This window comes from Alloacidobacterium dinghuense (genome assembly GCF_014274465.1).
In the GTDB taxonomy this organism is placed as follows: domain Bacteria; phylum Acidobacteriota; class Terriglobia; order Terriglobales; family Acidobacteriaceae; genus Alloacidobacterium; species Alloacidobacterium dinghuense.
In genome coordinates this window covers 26,758-43,857 of the sequence record NZ_CP060394.1, presented here as the reverse complement: position 1 = coordinate 43,857, position 17,100 = coordinate 26,758, and the positions used below count along the sequence as shown (strand labels likewise).

The following is a 17,100-nucleotide window of genomic DNA, read 5'->3' as shown; positions in this document are numbered from 1 at the left end:
CCCCATTACCATTTCGCTTCACCAAACCTATTCAGGAACACGTGGACGGCTAGTATTCCTTGCGCTTCGCGAGATCCAGCAGCGCGAAAAGAATGACTCCAACAACCATATTGATCAGCGCCCGCAACAGTTCGTGAAGCCAGTTCCATGCGTACGGCTGCACTAGTAACCTCCGCACCAGCACCCAGTACATGCCGCTATGCAAAAACACGAAGGCCAACGTCAGCAACGCGCGCGTGCCGTGATTCTCCGTGTCGATTCTTACTCCCAGCGATGCGGCCAGATAGCCGATGATCGACTTGCAAATGCCAAAGATGCCGAGCGGCTGGCGAGTAAGGGCATCCTGAGCGATGCCAATCACTCCCCCTGTGATGGTGCCGGCAATCGGATTGCGCCGCGTGATGGCGAAGTAAATTGTCACGAGCAGCGGCAGGTCCAGAATATCGAAGCGCTGGAAGTGCAGCGAGACAAAGGACTGCAGTCCCAGGGCCAGCAGCGGCACCAGAACGAAAACGATCAGAGGATACGGCTGAACCTCAACATCGCGCCGCGATGCGGCGATGAGCCTGCTCATCCCTGACGGCCTCCTTGAGGCTGGGTTTGCGCCGGAGCCGTCGGCTGCGTTTGCGGCTTGGGCTTCAACATCGTCGGAGGAGGACGGCTGCCATCATCCGGAACCAGCTCTGGCGCCTTGTGTTGCACTGCCGGCGCGGTTGGAGCATGTTGTGTCTGCTGGGTTTGCGCTGATGGAGTTTGATGGCTCGCGGGGGCAGTCGATGCGGACGGCTGGGGCTTCTTCGCGCCTGAGGGCAGCGGGCCGTCCACTACCACCTTCGTTTTGACCTCACCGCCCGCGCTGTTGTCCGCGCTTGCGGCGGCAGGCCGAGGGTTCGTTGCATGGAGAGCAGCGGTTCCGGGCGATGCTGTGCTGCCGTTCCCTGCCGTGGCATTCGTATGAGTGATTGTGCCATTCAACGCTGAGGAATTACCCGCAGGCTTGGTGGCAGCTGGAACTCCGCCTCCGGCAGCTGTTGTCGCATGAGGCTGGGTCGCGGCGCCGTTGCTCGCGCTCGTGGTATGCGCTGTGCCGCCGTTGAAAGAGGCCGATGATCCATTGATCGCTGACCCATTGACTGTTGACCCATTGACCGCTGGCCGGGTGGTGGAAGTCGCGGTACTGCCGGTCGCGGTTGCCGGGCCATGAGTCGAAGACGCGGGCATCATTACCATCGGCGCATGAACCGGCGCGGCTCCTGTTGTCTCTTCGCGCGCGGAGGCGCTAGCCGTTGACGACGGGGTGGTTGGATGCGCAGCCATTGTCGACGGCGGACGGCTGCCATCGTCGGGAACCAGATCCGGTCCTTTCTTCTTCGGCACGGCAGCGGCGGTTTCGGTTACGTTGGGGTTTTCCGAACCGACGCTTGCGGGTACTGTCGCGTGCGGTTTTGCCGCGCTTGCCGTGGTGGTCCCAGAACCCTCCGATTGCGGGGCTAAGCGGGCACCCGGGGTCAGGCTTGCTGCCGCAGGAGTTGTATTCGGAGTGAAGCGGTCTGGACGGAGCGCAGCCGGTGGACGCATCGGCCGGGCGATGCCCTCGCCTTGGGCGTCCGCCGAATCGTCGCTGTTCTCATCATCGGTCTTCGGCGCATCGGGATCGATCCGGCTCGGCAGCCGCTCCGCCAAAATCTCAGATGCCTTCAGTTGCTCGGCATCCGCCGCTGCCTCACTCTGCATCATGTCCAGCTTCTGCTTGGGCGTGATCACGTCGCCCATATTGGTAATGACCAGCACTTCTTCCAGCTGTGCGAGATTCGCCGCGGGATGAATCAAAACATCCACCAGCGGGTCGTGGTCGGGATCGGTCACCACGCGATCGACAACGCCAACAGCCAGTCCGCGCGGGAAAATCTGGTCGCCACCGCTGGTCACGACCTGCTCGCCTGCCTTGATCCGCTCATCGGGCATCACGTTGACCACCTGCGGCTGGCCCAGCGCAGTCCCACGCAGGATGCCGCGGATGCGAGTTGTGGCAAGGATGACGCCCGCGCCGCTGGTCGGATCGGTAATTTCGAGTACCTGGCTGGTGTGAGGAAAGACTTCGCGAATCCGCCCAACAACTCCCTCGGGCGTAATTACCGGCATGTCGACGCCCACTCCGTCCTTCGATCCTTTATTAATCGAAAGAATGCGCGACTGTTCCGTGCCGGAAGTACCAATGATCTGAGCGGGCACCGTCTGATAGACGTACTTTTGCTTGAAAGCCAGCAACTGCTGCAGCCGCTGCCCTTGCCGCGCATCCTCTACGATCCCGCCTTCTTCGATACGGATGCGCTGCAGTTCTGACTGAAGGTCCTTATTTTGCTGCCGCACATGGATCAGGTCGAGATAGTTGTCCCAGACGCCGAGAATGCTGGTGCCCAGCCAATGCACCAGCCGCTCCGGCGGCGACACCAAGCTGATCGCCCAGTAGCGAATCAGGCGTATACCACCGGCATCCGGCTGCGCATGCTCCTTCGGCAAAGGGCGGCGCACCTGTATGGCGACGCCGATGACCTGTGCCAGAAGCACCACGATCAGGACCAGGGCGTTCTTATAACGGCTGAAGAAGGATTCCATGGTGATGATGCCCGATGCTTACGCGCGATATGCGTTCCGGTGATGCACAGCTAGTCAATCTTGATCTTACGCAGCAAACGGAAGTCGCTGAGCATTTTTCCCGTCCCCAGTACCACGCTGGCTAACGGATCGTCGGCGATCGAAACCGGCAATCCAGTCTCCTCGCGAATCCGCTTATCAAGGTTCTTGATAAGTGCGCCGCCACCGGTCAGCACAATGCCGCGATCGCTGATATCGGCAGAGAGCTCAGGTGGCGTCCGCTCCAGCGCGACGCGAATCGCATTCATGATCGTCGAGATGCACTCGCCCAGCGCCTCGCGAATCTCGCTGTCGTCGATGGTGATGGTTTTGGGCACGCCTTCGATCAGGTTGCGTCCCTTGATCTCCATCGTCAGCGGCTTCTCCAGCGGATACGCGGACCCAATCTCCTGCTTGATCTGCTCCGCCGTGCGCTCGCCTATCAATAGATTGTATTTCCGCTTGAGGTAGTTCATCACTGCCTCATCCATCTGGTTGCCGGCCATACGTACCGACCGCGAATAGACAATGCCGGCCAGCGAAATCACCGCAATATCGGTGGTCCCGCCACCGATGTCGACAACCATGTTGCCCGACGGCTCGGTAATCGGCAGCCCCGCGCCGATGGCCGCAACCATCGCCTGTTCAACAAGAAAGACCTCACTCGCCTTGGCGCGATAGGCCGAGTCTTCCACCGCGCGCTTTTCCACCTGCGTAATCTCAGAGGGCACGCCGATCACGATGCGCGGATGCACCAGCATCTTGCGGTTATGCGCCTTTTGAATGAAGTAGTTCAACATCTTTTCTGTGACTTTGAAGTCGGCGATTACGCCGTCCTTCATCGGCTTGATCGCCACGATGTTGCCGGGCGTGCGGCCCAGCATCTCTTTGGCCTCCTTGCCCACGGCTTCGACCTCGCCCGTATTTTTGTTGATGGCGACAATCGAGGGCTCGTTCACGACGATGCCCTTGCCCCGGGCGTAGACGAGCGTATTGGCAGTGCCCAAATCAATGGCCAGGTCACTGGAAAACATACTGAACAGCGAGCGCAGACCGTGCGACCGCGAAGAGCGCGAAGAGAAACCGTTCGATGACATGAAAAGATGCTTTAAAAAAAGGGACTTCAACCTATTGTAAGGCCACGAAGCAATTACTGCACCGAACGGGCACGTGGAATTCTTGGCTTTTTCTAGGAATGTGCGTTGCCGCGCAATCTTCGGTAACGCATGGCTCACTGCATGCAGCTTCGCGGGCCATCCTGTATCCTGCTAAGTTTGGCTTATTCCGCACTCACGAAAGCAGATTTCATGTCACACGAGCTCTACAAAAACCTCATCGGCGGCCAGTGGGTCACTGCAAAGACCGGCAAGACCTTCCTGAACATCAATCCCGCCGACAAGAATGACATCGTCGGCGAATTCCAGTCCTCCGGCGCGGAAGATGTGGACGCAGCCGTCAAAGCGGCCGAGGCTGCCTACAAGACCTGGCGTCTCGTTCCCGCTCCCAAGCGCGCCGAAATCCTCTATCGCACCGGCCAGTTGCTGGAGCAACGCAAAGAGCAGTATGCGCAGGAGATGACGCGCGAGATGGGCAAGGTCATCGCCGAAACCCGCGGCGACGTGCAGGAAGCCATCGACACCGCCTACTACATGGCCGGCGAAGGCCGCCGTCTCTTCGGCCAGACCACGCCGTCCGAGTTGCAGAACAAGTTCGCCATGTCCGTGCGCATGCCGGTCGGCGTGTGCGGCATGATCGCGCCCTGGAACTTTCCCATGGCCATTCCCTCGTGGAAGCTTTTCCCTGCACTCGTCTGCGGCAACACCTGCGTCATCAAGCCCGCAGAAGACACGCCGCTGTCTACATTCAACCTGGTCCAGACGCTCATCGACGCGGGTCTACCGAAAGGCGTCGTCAACATCGTCACCGGATATGGCCCAGACGCCGGCGCGCCCATCGTTTCGCATCCTGGGGTCCGCGCCGTGTCATTTACTGGATCATCCGAAGTAGGCCGCATCGTCGGCCAGACTGCGGCCGCGAACTTCAAACCTTGCTCGCTGGAGATGGGCGGCAAGAACGCGATGATCGTCCTCGACGACGCCAACCTCGACCTCGCGCTGGATGGAGCGGTCTGGGGAGCCTTCGGCACCGCAGGCCAGCGCTGCACGGCAACGAGCCGCATCATTCTGCACAAGAAAATCGCTGCTGATTTCACCGAAAAACTCGTCGCCCGCGCTAAAGCGCTCAAGGTTGGCAATGGTCTCGACGAATCGACCGAGATGGGCCCGCAGATCAACGAGCAGCAGATTGAAACCTCGACCAAGTACAGCAAGATCGCGCAGGACGAAGGGGCGAAGCTTCTCTGCGGAGGCGCGCGCCTCGCTGACGGCCCCTATGCGAACGGCACATTCTTCGCGCCGACAGTGCTCGCTGGGGTAAAACCAACCATGCGCATCGCGCAGGAGGAAGTCTTCGGTCCCGTCGTCAGCTTGATTGAATGCAGCAGCTTCGATGAAGCTCTCGGGATCGCGAATGGCATCCAGTACGGCCTCTCGACCGCGCTCTATTCGCGCGACGTGAATCACGCCTACCGCGCCATGCGCGACCTGGAAGCCGGTATTACCTACGTCAACGCACCTACCATCGGCGCGGAAGTTCACCTGCCTTTCGGTGGCGTGAAGCAGACCGGCAACGGCCATCGTGAAGGCGGCACCGGTGCTCTGGACTTCTATACAACGTGGAAATCAGTCTACGTTGACTACTCGGACAAATTGCAGCGTGCACAAATCGACTGAGGGAGAGAACGAATGATTATCGGAGTACCGAAGGAAGTTAAAGACCACGAAAGCCGCGTCGGCATCACGCCCGCAGGCGTGAAGGCTCTCACCGAGGCAGGACACAAAGTACTCGTCCAAACTCACGCCGGCGAGCTTTCCGCTTTTACCGACGACGAATACCAAGCTGCAGGTGCGGAGATTGTCGGCTCAGCCCATAACGTCTGGGGCAATGCCGACATGGTCGTGAAGGTGAAAGAGCCGATCGAGAAAGAATACGGCTTCTTCCGCGAAGGACTTGTACTCTTCACCTATCTCCACCTCGCGCCCGTTCCTGAACTCACCGAGCAACTCCTCACGAAGAAAGTGACGGGCATCGCTTACGAAACCATTCGCGACAAAGCAGGAACGCTCCCTCTTCTCACTCCAATGTCTGAAGTAGCGGGCCGCATGTCGGTGCAGGTCGGCGCTTCGTATCTCGAAAAGGAAAAGGGCGGCCGCGGCCTCCTGCTCGGCGGCGTACCTGGTGTGCCTCCGGCGAATGTCTGCATCATTGGAGGCGGCATCGTCGGCACGAACGCGGCAAAGATCGCAGTCGGCATGGGCGCAAAAGTCACCATTGTTGATCTCAACCTAAACCGTCTGCGCGAACTCGACGACATCTTCAACGGCAAGCTCTTCACCCTCGCGTCGAACTCCTATAACATCGCGCGCACCGTGCAGGAAGCCGATCTCGTTATCGGAGGCGTTCTGATACCGGGCGCAGCCGCACCAAAGATCGTCACCAAAGCCATGGTCGAAAAGATGAAGAAGGGCGCCGTCATCGTTGACGTGGCGATCGACCAGGGTGGCTGCATCGAAACCGCGAAGCCGACGACCCACAGCAAGCCGTCTTATGAAGTCAATGGAGTGGTGCACTATTGTGTCACGAACATGCCCGCGGCCGTGCCGAACACATCCACACTTGCGCTGACAAACGCAACGTTTGCGTATGTCATGCGCCTTGCGCAGCGCGGCACAAAAACAGCGATCCTTGAAGACGACGGCATTCGTGACGGCGTCAACACTTACGATGGCATCCTCACCTGCGAGCCGGTGGCCAAGTCGCAGAAGAAAGATTGGAAGCCCGTCCGCGAGCTGCTCGCATAGCATCCGGCAAGAAAAACGGGCGGCAAAGGCCGCCCGTTTTTTCTGAGTTGAACCGCTATCGGCGCAGTTCCACCGAATGCTCCAGTCGAAACGTGAGCAGAGTTTCGGCCGGAATTACGATCTCCTTGTTGCCCGTGAAGGCTGAGCCAGCCGTCCCCGCACCCGCGCCTGCCAGTCCGCCAATCAGCGCGCCCTTGCCACCGCCCGCGAGTCCGCCGATCAGTGCACCCAGCCCCGCACCGCCACCAATGAACCCTGCCGTGCGTTTGCCTTTGCCTTTTTCGACGCGATCTACCGTGCTGGTCGCAATCGGATACGTTCCACCCTCGGCGCGAATGCTATCCAATCGAATGGCAAGCTCCGCCTGTCCCTTGAATCGTCCGAGTGATTTTGCATCCACCACCGTCCCCGAAGCAGCAGCGCCCGCGCGGACCACCGTCACTCCATTCACCACGATCGGGTCCGCTACCGTTGCATTGAAACCTTGCCCGGTCTGACTGATCTTCGATCCCAACTCCTGCGCAAGAGAGACGCGAATATGCGTACCTGCGGGAATCACGAGTGGCGGCGGGGGCGCCGGAGCCTCCTGCGGAGCAGATGCGGCGGGGGTAACGGCCGTGCTGGAAGGCGCAGGCGCGGATGCGGCCGGCTGTGACGGCGAAGTACTTGGAGCAGGCGGAGCAGTTGCAGCTTGCTGCGCACTCTGATCCGCCGCAAGTTGCGCCGGTTGCTGCGCGGTGTCTGTAGCAGAATCTGATTTCTTGTTGCAGCCACCGGCGAGGAGCAAGGTAGCAAAAGCCATCGTGATCAGAGCGGGGGTTACCTTGAGATTTTTCATCGTAGCCTCTTAGATGTTTTTTCAAAATTATCTGGTTGCGCAACTGCTAACTGTCTTTCCTCGTATTTCTAAAAGAGATACATAGCCTAGCGCCTATAATGTGGAGTGCCAAATATGAAGCACAAGCGAGTCACGATCATCGCTCTTGGTAGCATCCTCATCGTGCTGCTCCTCGTGCTGGCTTCGCTTAACGCCTTCAGACTGAATTTCCTTTACCCCCACAGCGTAGCAGCAATCTTTCTATTCACTACACTTACTGTCATCGTCTTCCTGCTCTTCCTTCTGCTACTGGTGCTGTTATCGCGGAATATCCTCAAGATCTATGCCGACCGGCGCAACCGCCTGCTCGGATCGCGTCTGCGTTCCCGCATGCTCGTTGGAGCTTTGCTGCTCTCGTTTGCGCCTGCGGCTTTCATGTTCTTCTTCAGCTTCGGGCTGATGAACCGCTCCATCGACCGCTGGTTCTCGCAACCTGTATCGCAATTGCGCGAAGATTCGACCCGCATTGCTCTTGAGCTCTCGCATTACGTCACGCAGAATGCGCGTGCAGAAGCCGAATCGCTCGCCCGCTCTGAAGCCATCGGGCTGAACTACCAGGCAGGAAATACCACTGCCTTGCTCGACGAGATACGGACGCATCGCATCACCCTGCAGGGTGGTTTCGCCGTCATTTATAGAGATGAGAACGCGATCACGCAATACCAGCTGCCATCAGCATCCGGACCCGTCAAAATCCGCGCATGGATGGACGATAATGCGACCCAGGTGCAGAGTGGGCAACCGCCGACATCGGTCATTCGCAAAGCTGCGCAACGTACCGACGAGCCTGTGGCTTCTATCGGCGACACAGACTACGCGCTCGGAATGGCAAGCACATCGGGCGGCGGGATCATCGTCGTCGGCCTGCCGCTGCCATCAGGTCTAAGCAAAACGGTGGGCGAAATCCGCGCGGGCACGGAGCAATACTGGGCCATCTACCGCCAGCGCCGCAGCATTCGCAGTACCTACCTGCTATTGCTGCTTCTGCTCACTGCGCTGACATTTTTTGCCAGCAGTTGGCTTGCCTGGTTTTTCTCAAAGCAGATTACGCGGCCGCTGGAAAATCTGGCCGATGCAATGGATGAGATCGCCGCCGGACATTATCAGCAGCGCGTCACCATCTCCGCAACGGAAGAACTCGGCGAACTCCTGCAAGCCTTCAATCACATGGCGGCCGATCTTGAACAGAGCCGCATGATCGCCGAGCAGTCGACATCGCAACTGTTCGAGGCCAATACCACACTGGAAGAGCGCCGCCGCGAGCTCGAAACGATTCTTGAGACCATTCCGGGCGGCGTAGTTACCCTGGACGCGACGCTTCAAATCACGCAGGCCAATCAGGCCTTCGCCGATCTTCTGCCGCCGGGAGCGCCGCAGTCTCTCAGCGGCATTCCGCTCACCAGCGTCGTTCCCGAGGACATCGCCAACGAACTCACCCTGCTTGCGCGTCGCGCGCAACGCATGGGAGTCGCCGCAACCGAATTCGAGATGCGCAACCCCAAAGGCAAGTTGAACCTTGCCGCCACCATGGCCATGCTGCAACTTGGCCAGAACCGCCGCGGTTCTATTCTCGTGCTTGAGGACGTCACGGAGTTTCTCCAGGCACAACGGCAGCTTGCATGGAAGGAAGTCGCGCAACGTATCGCGCACGAGATCAAGAATCCGCTCACGCCGATCGCCCTTTCGGCAGAGCGCATCAAGAGACATATCGATCGCAACGCGCCGGAGTCGCCGGGCGTCATCCGCTCCTGCAGTGACGTGATCCTCGGCTCGGTTGAAACTCTGCGCACGCTGGTCGATCAATTCGCGGCGCTGGCACAATTTCCGACCGCTCATCCGAAGCCGGCCGACCTCAATTTCATCGTGCAAAATGCGCTGCGCCTCTTTGAAGACCGGCTCGGCGACATCCGCGTGGACGTGCGCCTTTCCCCGCAGCTTCCGCCCGTCATGGCGGATGCGGAAGCATTGAAGCGCGCCCTCGCGAATCTGATCGATAATGCTGCCGAGGCTATGCAGGAGAGCCGCCTGCGCGTATTGACCGTCGAAACCGGTCTTACGGATCATCACGAAATGGCGGAAGTCACGATCACTGACACCGGTCACGGTCTGACCGATGAGACTCGGGAGCGCCTCTTCCTGCCATACTTCTCAACAAAACAGCGCGGCACCGGCCTCGGACTCGCCATCGCGTCCAAGATCATTCAGGATCATCAAGGAGCCATTCGCGCAGAGCAGAACCATCCTCTTGGCGCGCGCTTTATTATCGAGCTTCCCTTCGCAACACATACGAATGGCAATATCAACGGCAGCGAAGCAGTGCAAACGATCCAAGCTCAAACCTCTTTCGACAAGGCCGCTCGATGAATCACCTCCTGGTCGTGGATGACGAAGCTGATATTCGCAAGCTCCTCGAAGAAATCCTGCGTGAAGAGAATTACGCCGTCGCCAGCACCGGAACGGGCAACGAGGCACTCGTACTGTTGCGGGATGTCAGCTACGATGTCATGCTTCTCGACATCTGGCTGCCTGATCGCGACGGCCTCGAAGTGCTGAACGAAATTCGTTCGCTCGAAACCGACAATAAGCCTGAGGTCATCATCATCTCCGGGCACGGTACGATTGAGACCGCTGTGCGCGCCACGAAGCTCGGCGCCTTCGACTTCCTGGAAAAGCCGCTCTCGCTCGAGAGAACGCTGATCGTCGTCAAGAATGCGATCGAGGCCAAACGGCTGCGCAGCGAGAATCTCGAATTCAAACGCCAGCTTGCGCTGCAGACGCCCATCACAGGCGAGAGCGTTGCAGCCAAGGCGCTGCGTCAGCAGATCAGGCTCATGGCGCCAACGAATGGCCGCGTTCTTATCTTCGGCGAGTCCGGGAGCGGCAAGGAACTCATCGCGCGCGCTATCCACGCCGAGAGCCAGCGCCGTGACCGCGTCTTCGTCGAGCTGAACTGCGCCGCCATCCCCGAGGACTACATCGAAAGCGAACTCTTCGGCTATCGCAATAGCGCGATTCCTGGAGGTCCGCCAGAAAAACGCGGCACCTTCGAACGGGCTGACGGCGGCACTCTTTTTCTCGATGAAGTCGGTGATATGAGCCTGAAGACGCAGGCAAAGGTATTACGCGCGCTGGACGAGCAGCGCTTCACGCCGGTCGGTGCATTGCACGCCATGAGCGTCGACGTTCGCGTCATTGCGGCAACCAATAAGAATCTTGAAGAGGAGATTGCGAAGGGCAACTTTCGCGAAGACCTTTTTTACCGCTTAAACGTAATCCCGTTTTACGTTCCGCCGCTGCGCGACCGCAAGGAAGACATTTCGCTCCTCACTCGTGATTTTCTGCGAGCCTTCGGGCGTGAATATGGCCGCACCCGCGTCGACATTGGCGAAGACGCCATTGATCTGCTCAAGCAATACCACTGGCCCGGCAATGTGCGTGAGCTGAAAAATCTCATCGAGCGTGTCCTGATCCTCAACCCGCAGGCTCCGCGCATCGAGCGCAAGCACCTGCCCATGCTGGTGCATCGAGGCACGAGCAAACGCAGCGAAGACTTCAGCACACTGCACCAGGCACGCGAAGCCTACGAGCGCGACTACATCCTGAAAAAAATCGATGAGTGCCACGGCAACATCAGCCGCGCGGCTGAGTCGCTTGGGCTGGAGCGCAGCCATCTCTATCGGAAAATGCGCACGCTGGGCATAAGCGTCCGCGAATAGGACGGCTACTTCTCTTCGTCGCGCTTGCCAAGCTCTTCGATCTGCCTTCGCCAATCCAGCGATTCGACAAATCCGCGGCGCTCGCGCCAGTTCTCTTCCACGATCACATGCAGCTCAAGAAAGACCCGCGTGCCCAGCAGCGATTCGATCTCTTTGCGGGCATTGGTCCCAATGCTCTTCAGCTTGGCCCCGCCTTTGCCAATCAGAATCGCTTTCTGCCCATCGCGCTCGCAATAAATCGCCGCTGCGATACGCGTCAGCGGATTCTTCGCACTCGCCTCCGGTTCTTCAAACCGCTCAATCACAACAGCGGAAGCGTAAGGGACTTCTTCGCCGGTCTCCTGCAGAATCCGCTCGCGAATCAGCTCCGCTACAAGAAAACGTTCCGGCTGATCCGTGTACTGATCCTTCGGGAAGTAGCGCTGTCCCTCCGGCAGATATTCAACCAACTTTGTTATCAGCCGATCCAGCCCATCGCGTTTGCGCGCTGAAATCGGAAACACCTCGGCAAACGAATGCAGTGCACTCAACTGCGTAATCAGCGGCAGTAAATTCTCTCGGGGAATCAGATCGATCTTGTTGATCACTAGAAACACCGGGCAATCAAGCTTTCGGATCAGCTCCAGCACAAACGTGTCTTCGCTCGCACCACGTTTTTTCTTCTGGTCGCTGTCGGTATCTTTTTTTTGCAACTCTGGCTGCGGCAAATCAAGACGCCGTGTCGCGTCCACCATGAGCAGGACCACATCCCGACTCTCAAGCGCGTCATGCACTTCCTGCATCATGCGCCGGTCAAGCCACGATCCCGGCTTGTGCACTCCCGGCGTGTCAACAAAAACAATTTGCGCTGCCGGATGCTTTCCCTTGCGTGCAGCGACTTCTACAACTCCGTTGATGCGCGTGCGCGTGGTTTGGGGCTTGCTGGTGACGATGGCAACTTTCTCGCCCACCAGCGCATTCAACAATGTTGACTTGCCGACGTTCGGCCGGCCAAGAATCGATACAAACCCGGACCGCAATGCTATTTCCCGCCACTGGTCGCGGCCACAGCAGCATCAAGCATCGAATAGAGCTTGTTGAAATCCGTCACCTGCGTTGCGTTTGTCACACCGTGCTTATCGGTCACGATCCAAACGGTAGGCGTTTGATGCACACCGAGGCTTACGCCAAGGTCATAGTCTGCCTTCACCGCCGCCGCCAGCTTGCCCTGCGGGTCAATGACGAAGGGCATGGCAACACCATGGTCCTTGGCAAATTTGTCGGTGAAACTCCGCAGATCATCCGGCGTCGCGATGCTCATCTGACTCGCGAAAACGGCATCACGGTAGTCGTCGCCCAGCTTCTGCGACTTGGTATCGAACCAGCGTGCATTGATTGCAGCCACCGAACTCCAGTGATGGTACTGGATTGGAAAATCGTGCCGTTCCCAAGGAATGTGATACTTCGCCGCGGCATCTTTCAACAGAGGGTTCTGATGGGCGCAGCTCGGACATTCCAGATCAGCAAACTCAATCAGCGCAACCTTCGCTCCGGCTGGCGGCTTTAGCGCACTTTGATCCATTGCAGCCTTGCTCTGGGTCGCGGTTCCAAAAACGAGCGCACAGGCTCCGACAAGTGCAAAAAGAGTACGTAACATAATTTCCTTTCTAAATTCTATCGTGAGCCCCGCAGCCTTTAGACTGAAATCATTCCTATGCGTTACCTGGTCGCCCTTCTCGCCGTTGCTGGAGTCATCGTTGCAGTCCTGGCTCTGCGCATTCACTATTCGATGGACGCACCGCCATGCGACATCAACGCTCACTGGGATTGCGGGATCGTCAACCATAGCCGCTACTCGGTGATGTTAGGGATTCCCGTCGCCACCATCGGTATCGTGGGCTATGTAGTCATCGCAATCCTTGCACTCTTCCGGCGTTACCGGCTGCTCCTGGTAACAGCACTCGCCGGCCTTGCCTTCACCCTCTATCTCACCAGCATTGAGGCCCGGATTCTTCAGACCTGGTGCCTCTATTGCGTCATTTCACAGGGGATCATGGCGTTTATTGCGCTGCTTTCCATCGCGGTCGCCATCAGTTCGCGAAAAACTACGGCGTAGCTGTTTCTGCCAGCTTGCGCGAGACGCGCAGCCGTTCGATGCGGCGGTCGGTCGAAGCAAGCACCTCAAACCGCAGGCCGTCTTCCTCGACTACCTCGCCCGGCATCGGAATCCGCCCGGCAACCTCGCTCACCAGTCCTGCAACTGTGGTGGCCTCGTAATCTTCAGGCACTTCCCACTGTTCGCCGAAGAGCGCTTCCAACCGCTCGATATCCAGATTTCCCGGAACAAGCCACGAACCGTCTGCCTCGTGCTTCGGTACCTCAAGCTCATCCTCTTCGTGCTCGTCCGCGATGGAGCCAACAATTTCTTCAAGCAGGTCTTCGATCGTTACCAGACCCGCTACACCGCCGTATTCGTCAATCACAAGGCGCATGTGTTGCTTTTCCCGTTGCATCTCGCGCAGCAGTTCATTGACCTTCTTTGTCTCCGGGACGAAAGCGGCAGGCCGCTGAATGCTGGCAACGCTGCGCGTCCGCGCAGCCTCATCGCTCACGCGCAGGAGGTCATGCGCAAAGGCAATTCCCGTAATATGATCAAGCGTCGTCTCATACACCGGCACACGCGACACTGGGTGCTTATCAATCAATCGCAGCAGCTCTTCCAGCGTCTCTGATCCTTGAATCGCCAGCATCTCCGGGCGCGGCGTCATGACCTCGCGCACTACCTTATCGCCGAATTCCACCGCTGACCGGACCAGCTCGCGGTCGCCCTCTTCAATGATTCCTTCTTCCTCACCTGCTTCAATGAGCGCTTCGACAGCTTCAGAGGATGTAGTGTCCTCTTCCGTTTTTGGCGGCTCAGCCAGTGCGGCAATCGACAGCAGAAAGCCGAGGAACAAGGTGACGGGAAGCATCAGGTAGAAGAGAAACTGCAGCAGCCAGCGGACGCGCACGACCCACAATCCTCGTGTGCGCGTAAAGAACACAAAGGGCAGCAGCCGATTGAAGAGCACAATTACCAGCACTACGCCAAGAACGGCCTGCCCAATCTCCCCAAATGTGGGCCGGTCGACCGCCGAGGCACGATCGAAGAGCAGCATCCCAAAAATTAACGTCAGGCAAGCCAGCGAAAGCTGCGACAGTACCGCCGCGGATAGAGTCAGATGCTCGCGGCTCAGCCCGAGCTTCGGCTCCACGCGCTGCTCCCACGCATCAATGTTCTCCTGAAATTCGCGGGAAAGAAACTTCCCCATCTCCGAATAGAGCCGGTCCACATATGAGGCCAGCGTGAGCACCATCAGCAGGAAAGTAATCAATATGGCAGATTCAACGTTCATCGCAGGCGGCCTCGCTTCTTGATGCCCGCGCTCACTTTCTTGGCCTGCTTGACAGGTGGCTTAGTACTCCGCTGAATCAGCCCCGACGGCAAATCAAACTCTTTCCGCAACACTCTTTCCTTCCCCGCCATCTGTCCCGAGTCGGTTTCGTGGTCATAACCAGCCAGATGCAACAATCCGTGCAGCATCAGGATTTTCACTTCCATCAGGAGCGAATGCCCATGCTCGCTGGCCTGCCGTTGTGCCGTATCGAGCGAAATCGCAAGATCCCCTGCTTGTTTCGGCCCCTCGCCCTGAAACCCGTCGACCGGGAACGACAACACATCGGTGGCTTTGTCCTTCTTGCGGAAGTTGCGGTTCAGCGTGCGAATCGTCGTGTCGCTGCCAAGCAACACCGATACCTCTCCATCTAAACCCACTTCGGATTTTGCTTTAGATAGAAACTGCCGGAGTTCAGGCAGCTTGAGCGCAGCCTTGCGCCTTTTCAACTCAGGTCCATCTGATGCAGTCGCGGCGTCTGGCTCGATCAGGATCATGCGGCGGCAAGAAGAGCAGACAGCCCATTACCGCCTGCCCTCACCTTTTGATGGTACCGCAACCGGTTTTGATTTATTGCGGTTTTGACGGGGCCCGCTTCTGGTCCGATTCCGGCAGCGTAAGCGGAAGCTCCTGTTGTCCACGTCCGAAACTGTCGTAGGCACGAATGATGCGCTGCACCAGATGGTGTCGCACCACATCGCCATCCTCAAAGCGAATAAAGCGAATGCCATCCACGCCGTCGAGAATATTCATCGCTTCAATCAGCCCTGACTTGCGCGGATTCGGCAAATCGATCTGGGTCACGTCGCCTGTAATCACAGCCTTCGCGTTGTTGCCGAGACGCGTCAGGAACATCTTCATCTGTTCGCTGGTCGTATTCTGCGCCTCGTCCATGATGATGAACGCATCGTTCAGCGTGCGCCCGCGCATGAACGCCAACGGGGCCACCTCGATCACGTTGCGCTCCAGCATCTTGTCCACGCGCTCAGGCTCCAGCAGATCGTAAAGCGCGTCATACAACGGGCGCAGATACGGATCGACCTTCTCCTGCAGACTGCCCGGCAGAAATCCGAGCCGTTCGCCCGCTTCCACCGCCGGACGCACGAGAACAATCCGGCTCACCTTCTTCGCCAAGAGCGCCGCAGCTGCCATCGCGACGGCAAGGTATGTCTTGCCCGTTCCGGCTGGCCCGATGCCGAAGACCATGTCTGTCTGCTCGATCGCCTCGACGTAATGCCGCTGGTTGAGCGAACGCGGCTGCACCATGCGCTTAATGCCCGCCGAGCGCTGCTTGCCACTCTCGACAAGGCTGCGCAGCGTCACCGCCGGATCGCAAACGACAAGCTTCAGCATGCCGTGAAGCTCGCCGTTCTGGAGATTTACGCCATTCCGGCGCAAATGCTCATAATCGGCAAAGATGCGTTCGACACGCGCGAGGCTCTCCTGCGGGCCTTCCACCTGCACAGCATCTGATTTCAGATCGATGCGCACATGGAGGGAATCTTCCATGAGTCTCAGATTTTCGTCGCGGGTCCCAAACAGGGGCTCAAGATTTGGCGTGATTTCCAACGCTTTTTTCATCAAGCGGAGAAATAACCTCCTATGTCAACTGTGGGGACAGTCGCCATGTGTAATTTGGTTTTAAGGATTCGGGGGGCGGAAGACAGCGTAGTTGGCACCACAGTGGTTGGATGCGGTAGCCGGAACATCGGATTGGCAGTTTGCACCAAATCTACGCCGTTTATGGGCTCAGAGTAGCGCTGCTCCAGTTTCGAGTCAATGGCGAATTGATGAAAAGACGGCAAAGTCGTATCGAAGTGGCTTCTTCCCTTAAAGATTCGTCGCTCCAACCGTAGCCGAACCAAGAGAAGCCCTAACAGGTTGTGCTTTTTCGGCAAGATACGTATCAATCACCACCAAAAACTTCGCCATCCATGTCGAAAGCGCAGGCCACGCCGGCCCCGTCACCAGATTCCCATCCACGACCGCCTCGGTCATCGGCACTTCAATGTACTTACCTCCAGCCAGCTTCACATCTGGAGCAGATGCCGGATAGGCGCTCAATTTCCTGCCCTCAATCACATCGGCGGCAGCCAGAAGCTGAGCCGCATGACAGATTGCCGCAACCGGCTTATTCTCATCGAAAAAATGCCTTACGATATCAAGCACTTTTTGGTTCAACCGGATGTATTCCGGTGAACGGCCACCTGGAATGATTACCCCGTCATACTCTTGAGCCCGAACATCCGCAAACGTCGCATTCAGCACAAAGTTATGCCCGACTTTTTCCGTATACGTTTGGTCGCCTTCAAAGTCGTGAATCGACGTTCGCACAAATTGCCCAGCCTTCTTGTCCGGGCAAACCACATGCACCGTGTGCCCAACCATTTGCAACGCCTGGAAAGGCACCATGATCTCGTAGTCCTCTACGTAATCGCCCGCCAGCAGCAATAGCTTTGCCGTACTCATCGTCCACTCCTTCTGCAAGAGAGATTCTTCTATCTTAGGATGGAGGACGAAAGCTCGCGAGTCCGTCAATT

Annotated in this window: 15 protein-coding genes; 5 read left to right on the top strand and 10 right to left on the bottom strand. The window is 58.1% G+C overall.

Translation table 11 applies throughout. The features are described 5' to 3' along the window. Nucleotides 1-49: 49 nt before the first annotated feature. From mreD to H7849_RS00165, 3 genes are read right to left on the bottom strand one after another with little or no spacing between them, the layout of a single operon-like run. Nucleotides 50-574 (bottom strand): rod shape-determining protein MreD, encoded by a 525-nt coding sequence (mreD, locus tag H7849_RS00175; protein WP_186743441.1) that lies wholly within the window; start codon nt 572-574, stop codon nt 50-52. After that, nucleotides 571-2,616: a rod shape-determining protein MreC gene (gene mreC / locus H7849_RS00170; protein ID WP_186743440.1), complete on the bottom strand. Its 2,046-nt coding sequence runs from the start codon at nt 2,614-2,616 to the stop codon at nt 571-573. The genes mreD and mreC overlap by 4 nt, the downstream gene beginning before the upstream one ends. Before the next feature lie 50 nt (nt 2,617-2,666). Next, on the bottom strand, nt 2,667-3,731 hold the full coding sequence (locus H7849_RS00165) for a rod shape-determining protein (RefSeq protein ID WP_285288920.1): 1,065 nt from the start codon (nt 3,729-3,731) through the stop codon (nt 2,667-2,669). A 210-nt stretch (nt 3,732-3,941) separates the two neighbouring features. On the opposite strand from H7849_RS00165, the gene H7849_RS00160 reads away from it, so the two are divergent. Together H7849_RS00160 and ald are read left to right on the top strand one after the other, a co-directional pair. Then, the gene (locus tag H7849_RS00160) at nt 3,942-5,426 is read left to right on the top strand and encodes an aldehyde dehydrogenase family protein (protein WP_186743439.1); all 1,485 of its coding nucleotides are present in this window, start codon (nt 3,942-3,944) and stop codon (nt 5,424-5,426) included. 12 nt (nt 5,427-5,438) lie between these two features. Continuing rightward, nucleotides 5,439-6,554 (top strand): alanine dehydrogenase, encoded by a 1,116-nt coding sequence (ald, locus tag H7849_RS00155; protein WP_186743438.1) that lies wholly within the window; start codon nt 5,439-5,441, stop codon nt 6,552-6,554. Between the two features lie 55 nt (nt 6,555-6,609). Here the strand turns inward: ald and H7849_RS00150 are convergent, their stop codons facing one another. Next, nucleotides 6,610-7,392 carry a hypothetical protein gene (locus tag H7849_RS00150; RefSeq protein ID WP_186743437.1) on the bottom strand — a complete coding sequence of 261 codons (783 nt, stop codon included), beginning with the start codon at nt 7,390-7,392 and terminating at the stop codon, nt 6,610-6,612. A gap of 114 nt (nt 7,393-7,506) precedes the next feature. Between H7849_RS00150 and H7849_RS00145 the strand changes: the two genes are divergently transcribed. Then, on the top strand, nt 7,507-9,795 hold the full coding sequence (locus tag H7849_RS00145) for a sensor histidine kinase (RefSeq protein WP_186743436.1): 2,289 nt from the start codon (nt 7,507-7,509) through the stop codon (nt 9,793-9,795). Next, nucleotides 9,792-11,147, top strand: coding sequence for a sigma-54-dependent transcriptional regulator (locus H7849_RS00140; protein ID WP_186743435.1), 1,356 nt, complete (start codon nt 9,792-9,794; stop codon nt 11,145-11,147). The genes H7849_RS00145 and H7849_RS00140 overlap by 4 nt, the downstream gene beginning before the upstream one ends. A 5-nt stretch (nt 11,148-11,152) precedes the next feature. Here the strand turns inward: H7849_RS00140 and era are convergent, their stop codons facing one another. Together era and H7849_RS00130 are read right to left on the bottom strand one after the other, a co-directional pair. Beyond that, nucleotides 11,153-12,172, bottom strand: a complete 1,020-nt coding sequence (era, locus tag H7849_RS00135; protein WP_186747037.1) for a GTPase Era — start codon at nt 12,170-12,172, stop codon at nt 11,153-11,155. Continuing rightward, complete coding sequence (locus H7849_RS00130; RefSeq protein ID WP_186743434.1) at nt 12,169-12,783, bottom strand: DsbA family protein; 615 nt, start codon at nt 12,781-12,783, stop codon at nt 12,169-12,171. The genes era and H7849_RS00130 overlap by 4 nt, the downstream gene beginning before the upstream one ends. 57 nt (nt 12,784-12,840) lie before the next feature. On the opposite strand from H7849_RS00130, the gene H7849_RS00125 reads away from it, so the two are divergent. Next, on the top strand, nt 12,841-13,242 hold the full coding sequence (locus H7849_RS00125; RefSeq protein ID WP_186743433.1) for a vitamin K epoxide reductase family protein: 402 nt from the start codon (nt 12,841-12,843) through the stop codon (nt 13,240-13,242). On the opposite strand, the gene H7849_RS00120 is transcribed toward H7849_RS00125, so the two are convergent. The 4 genes from H7849_RS00120 to H7849_RS00105 form a co-directional block, all read right to left on the bottom strand. Next, nucleotides 13,232-14,521, bottom strand: coding sequence for a hemolysin family protein (locus H7849_RS00120; RefSeq protein WP_186743432.1), 1,290 nt, complete (start codon nt 14,519-14,521; stop codon nt 13,232-13,234). The genes H7849_RS00125 and H7849_RS00120 overlap by 11 nt on opposite strands. Further along, the gene (gene ybeY / locus H7849_RS00115) at nt 14,518-15,009 is read right to left on the bottom strand and encodes an rRNA maturation RNase YbeY (protein ID WP_251106508.1); all 492 of its coding nucleotides are present in this window, start codon (nt 15,007-15,009) and stop codon (nt 14,518-14,520) included. The genes H7849_RS00120 and ybeY overlap by 4 nt, the downstream gene beginning before the upstream one ends. Nucleotides 15,010-15,130: 121 nt before the next feature. Then, entirely contained in the window at nt 15,131-16,144 is a 1,014-nt protein-coding gene (locus tag H7849_RS00110; RefSeq protein ID WP_186743430.1) for a PhoH family protein, read from the bottom strand. 246 nt (nt 16,145-16,390) lie between these two features. After that, complete coding sequence (locus H7849_RS00105; RefSeq protein ID WP_186743429.1) at nt 16,391-17,029, bottom strand: DJ-1/PfpI family protein; 639 nt, start codon at nt 17,027-17,029, stop codon at nt 16,391-16,393. Nucleotides 17,030-17,100 lie beyond the last annotated feature (71 nt).

Coding starts and splice junctions, on each gene's coding strand:
- mreD (WP_186743441.1), bottom strand. CDS start 574: ATGAGCAGGCTCATCGCCGCATCGCGGCGCGATGTTGAGGTTCAGCCG.
- mreC (WP_186743440.1), bottom strand. CDS start 2,616: ATGGAATCCTTCTTCAGCCGTTATAAGAACGCCCTGGTCCTGATCGTG.
- H7849_RS00165 (WP_285288920.1), bottom strand. CDS start 3,731: ATGTCATCGAACGGTTTCTCTTCGCGCTCTTCGCGGTCGCACGGTCTG.
- H7849_RS00160 (WP_186743439.1), top strand. CDS start 3,942: ATGTCACACGAGCTCTACAAAAACCTCATCGGCGGCCAGTGGGTCACT.
- ald (WP_186743438.1), top strand. CDS start 5,439: ATGATTATCGGAGTACCGAAGGAAGTTAAAGACCACGAAAGCCGCGTC.
- H7849_RS00150 (WP_186743437.1), bottom strand. CDS start 7,392: ATGAAAAATCTCAAGGTAACCCCCGCTCTGATCACGATGGCTTTTGCT.
- H7849_RS00145 (WP_186743436.1), top strand. CDS start 7,507: ATGAAGCACAAGCGAGTCACGATCATCGCTCTTGGTAGCATCCTCATC.
- H7849_RS00140 (WP_186743435.1), top strand. CDS start 9,792: ATGAATCACCTCCTGGTCGTGGATGACGAAGCTGATATTCGCAAGCTC.
- H7849_RS00130 (WP_186743434.1), bottom strand. CDS start 12,783: ATGTTACGTACTCTTTTTGCACTTGTCGGAGCCTGTGCGCTCGTTTTT.
- H7849_RS00125 (WP_186743433.1), top strand. CDS start 12,841: ATGCGTTACCTGGTCGCCCTTCTCGCCGTTGCTGGAGTCATCGTTGCA.
- H7849_RS00120 (WP_186743432.1), bottom strand. CDS start 14,521: ATGAACGTTGAATCTGCCATATTGATTACTTTCCTGCTGATGGTGCTC.
- H7849_RS00105 (WP_186743429.1), bottom strand. CDS start 17,029: ATGAGTACGGCAAAGCTATTGCTGCTGGCGGGCGATTACGTAGAGGAC.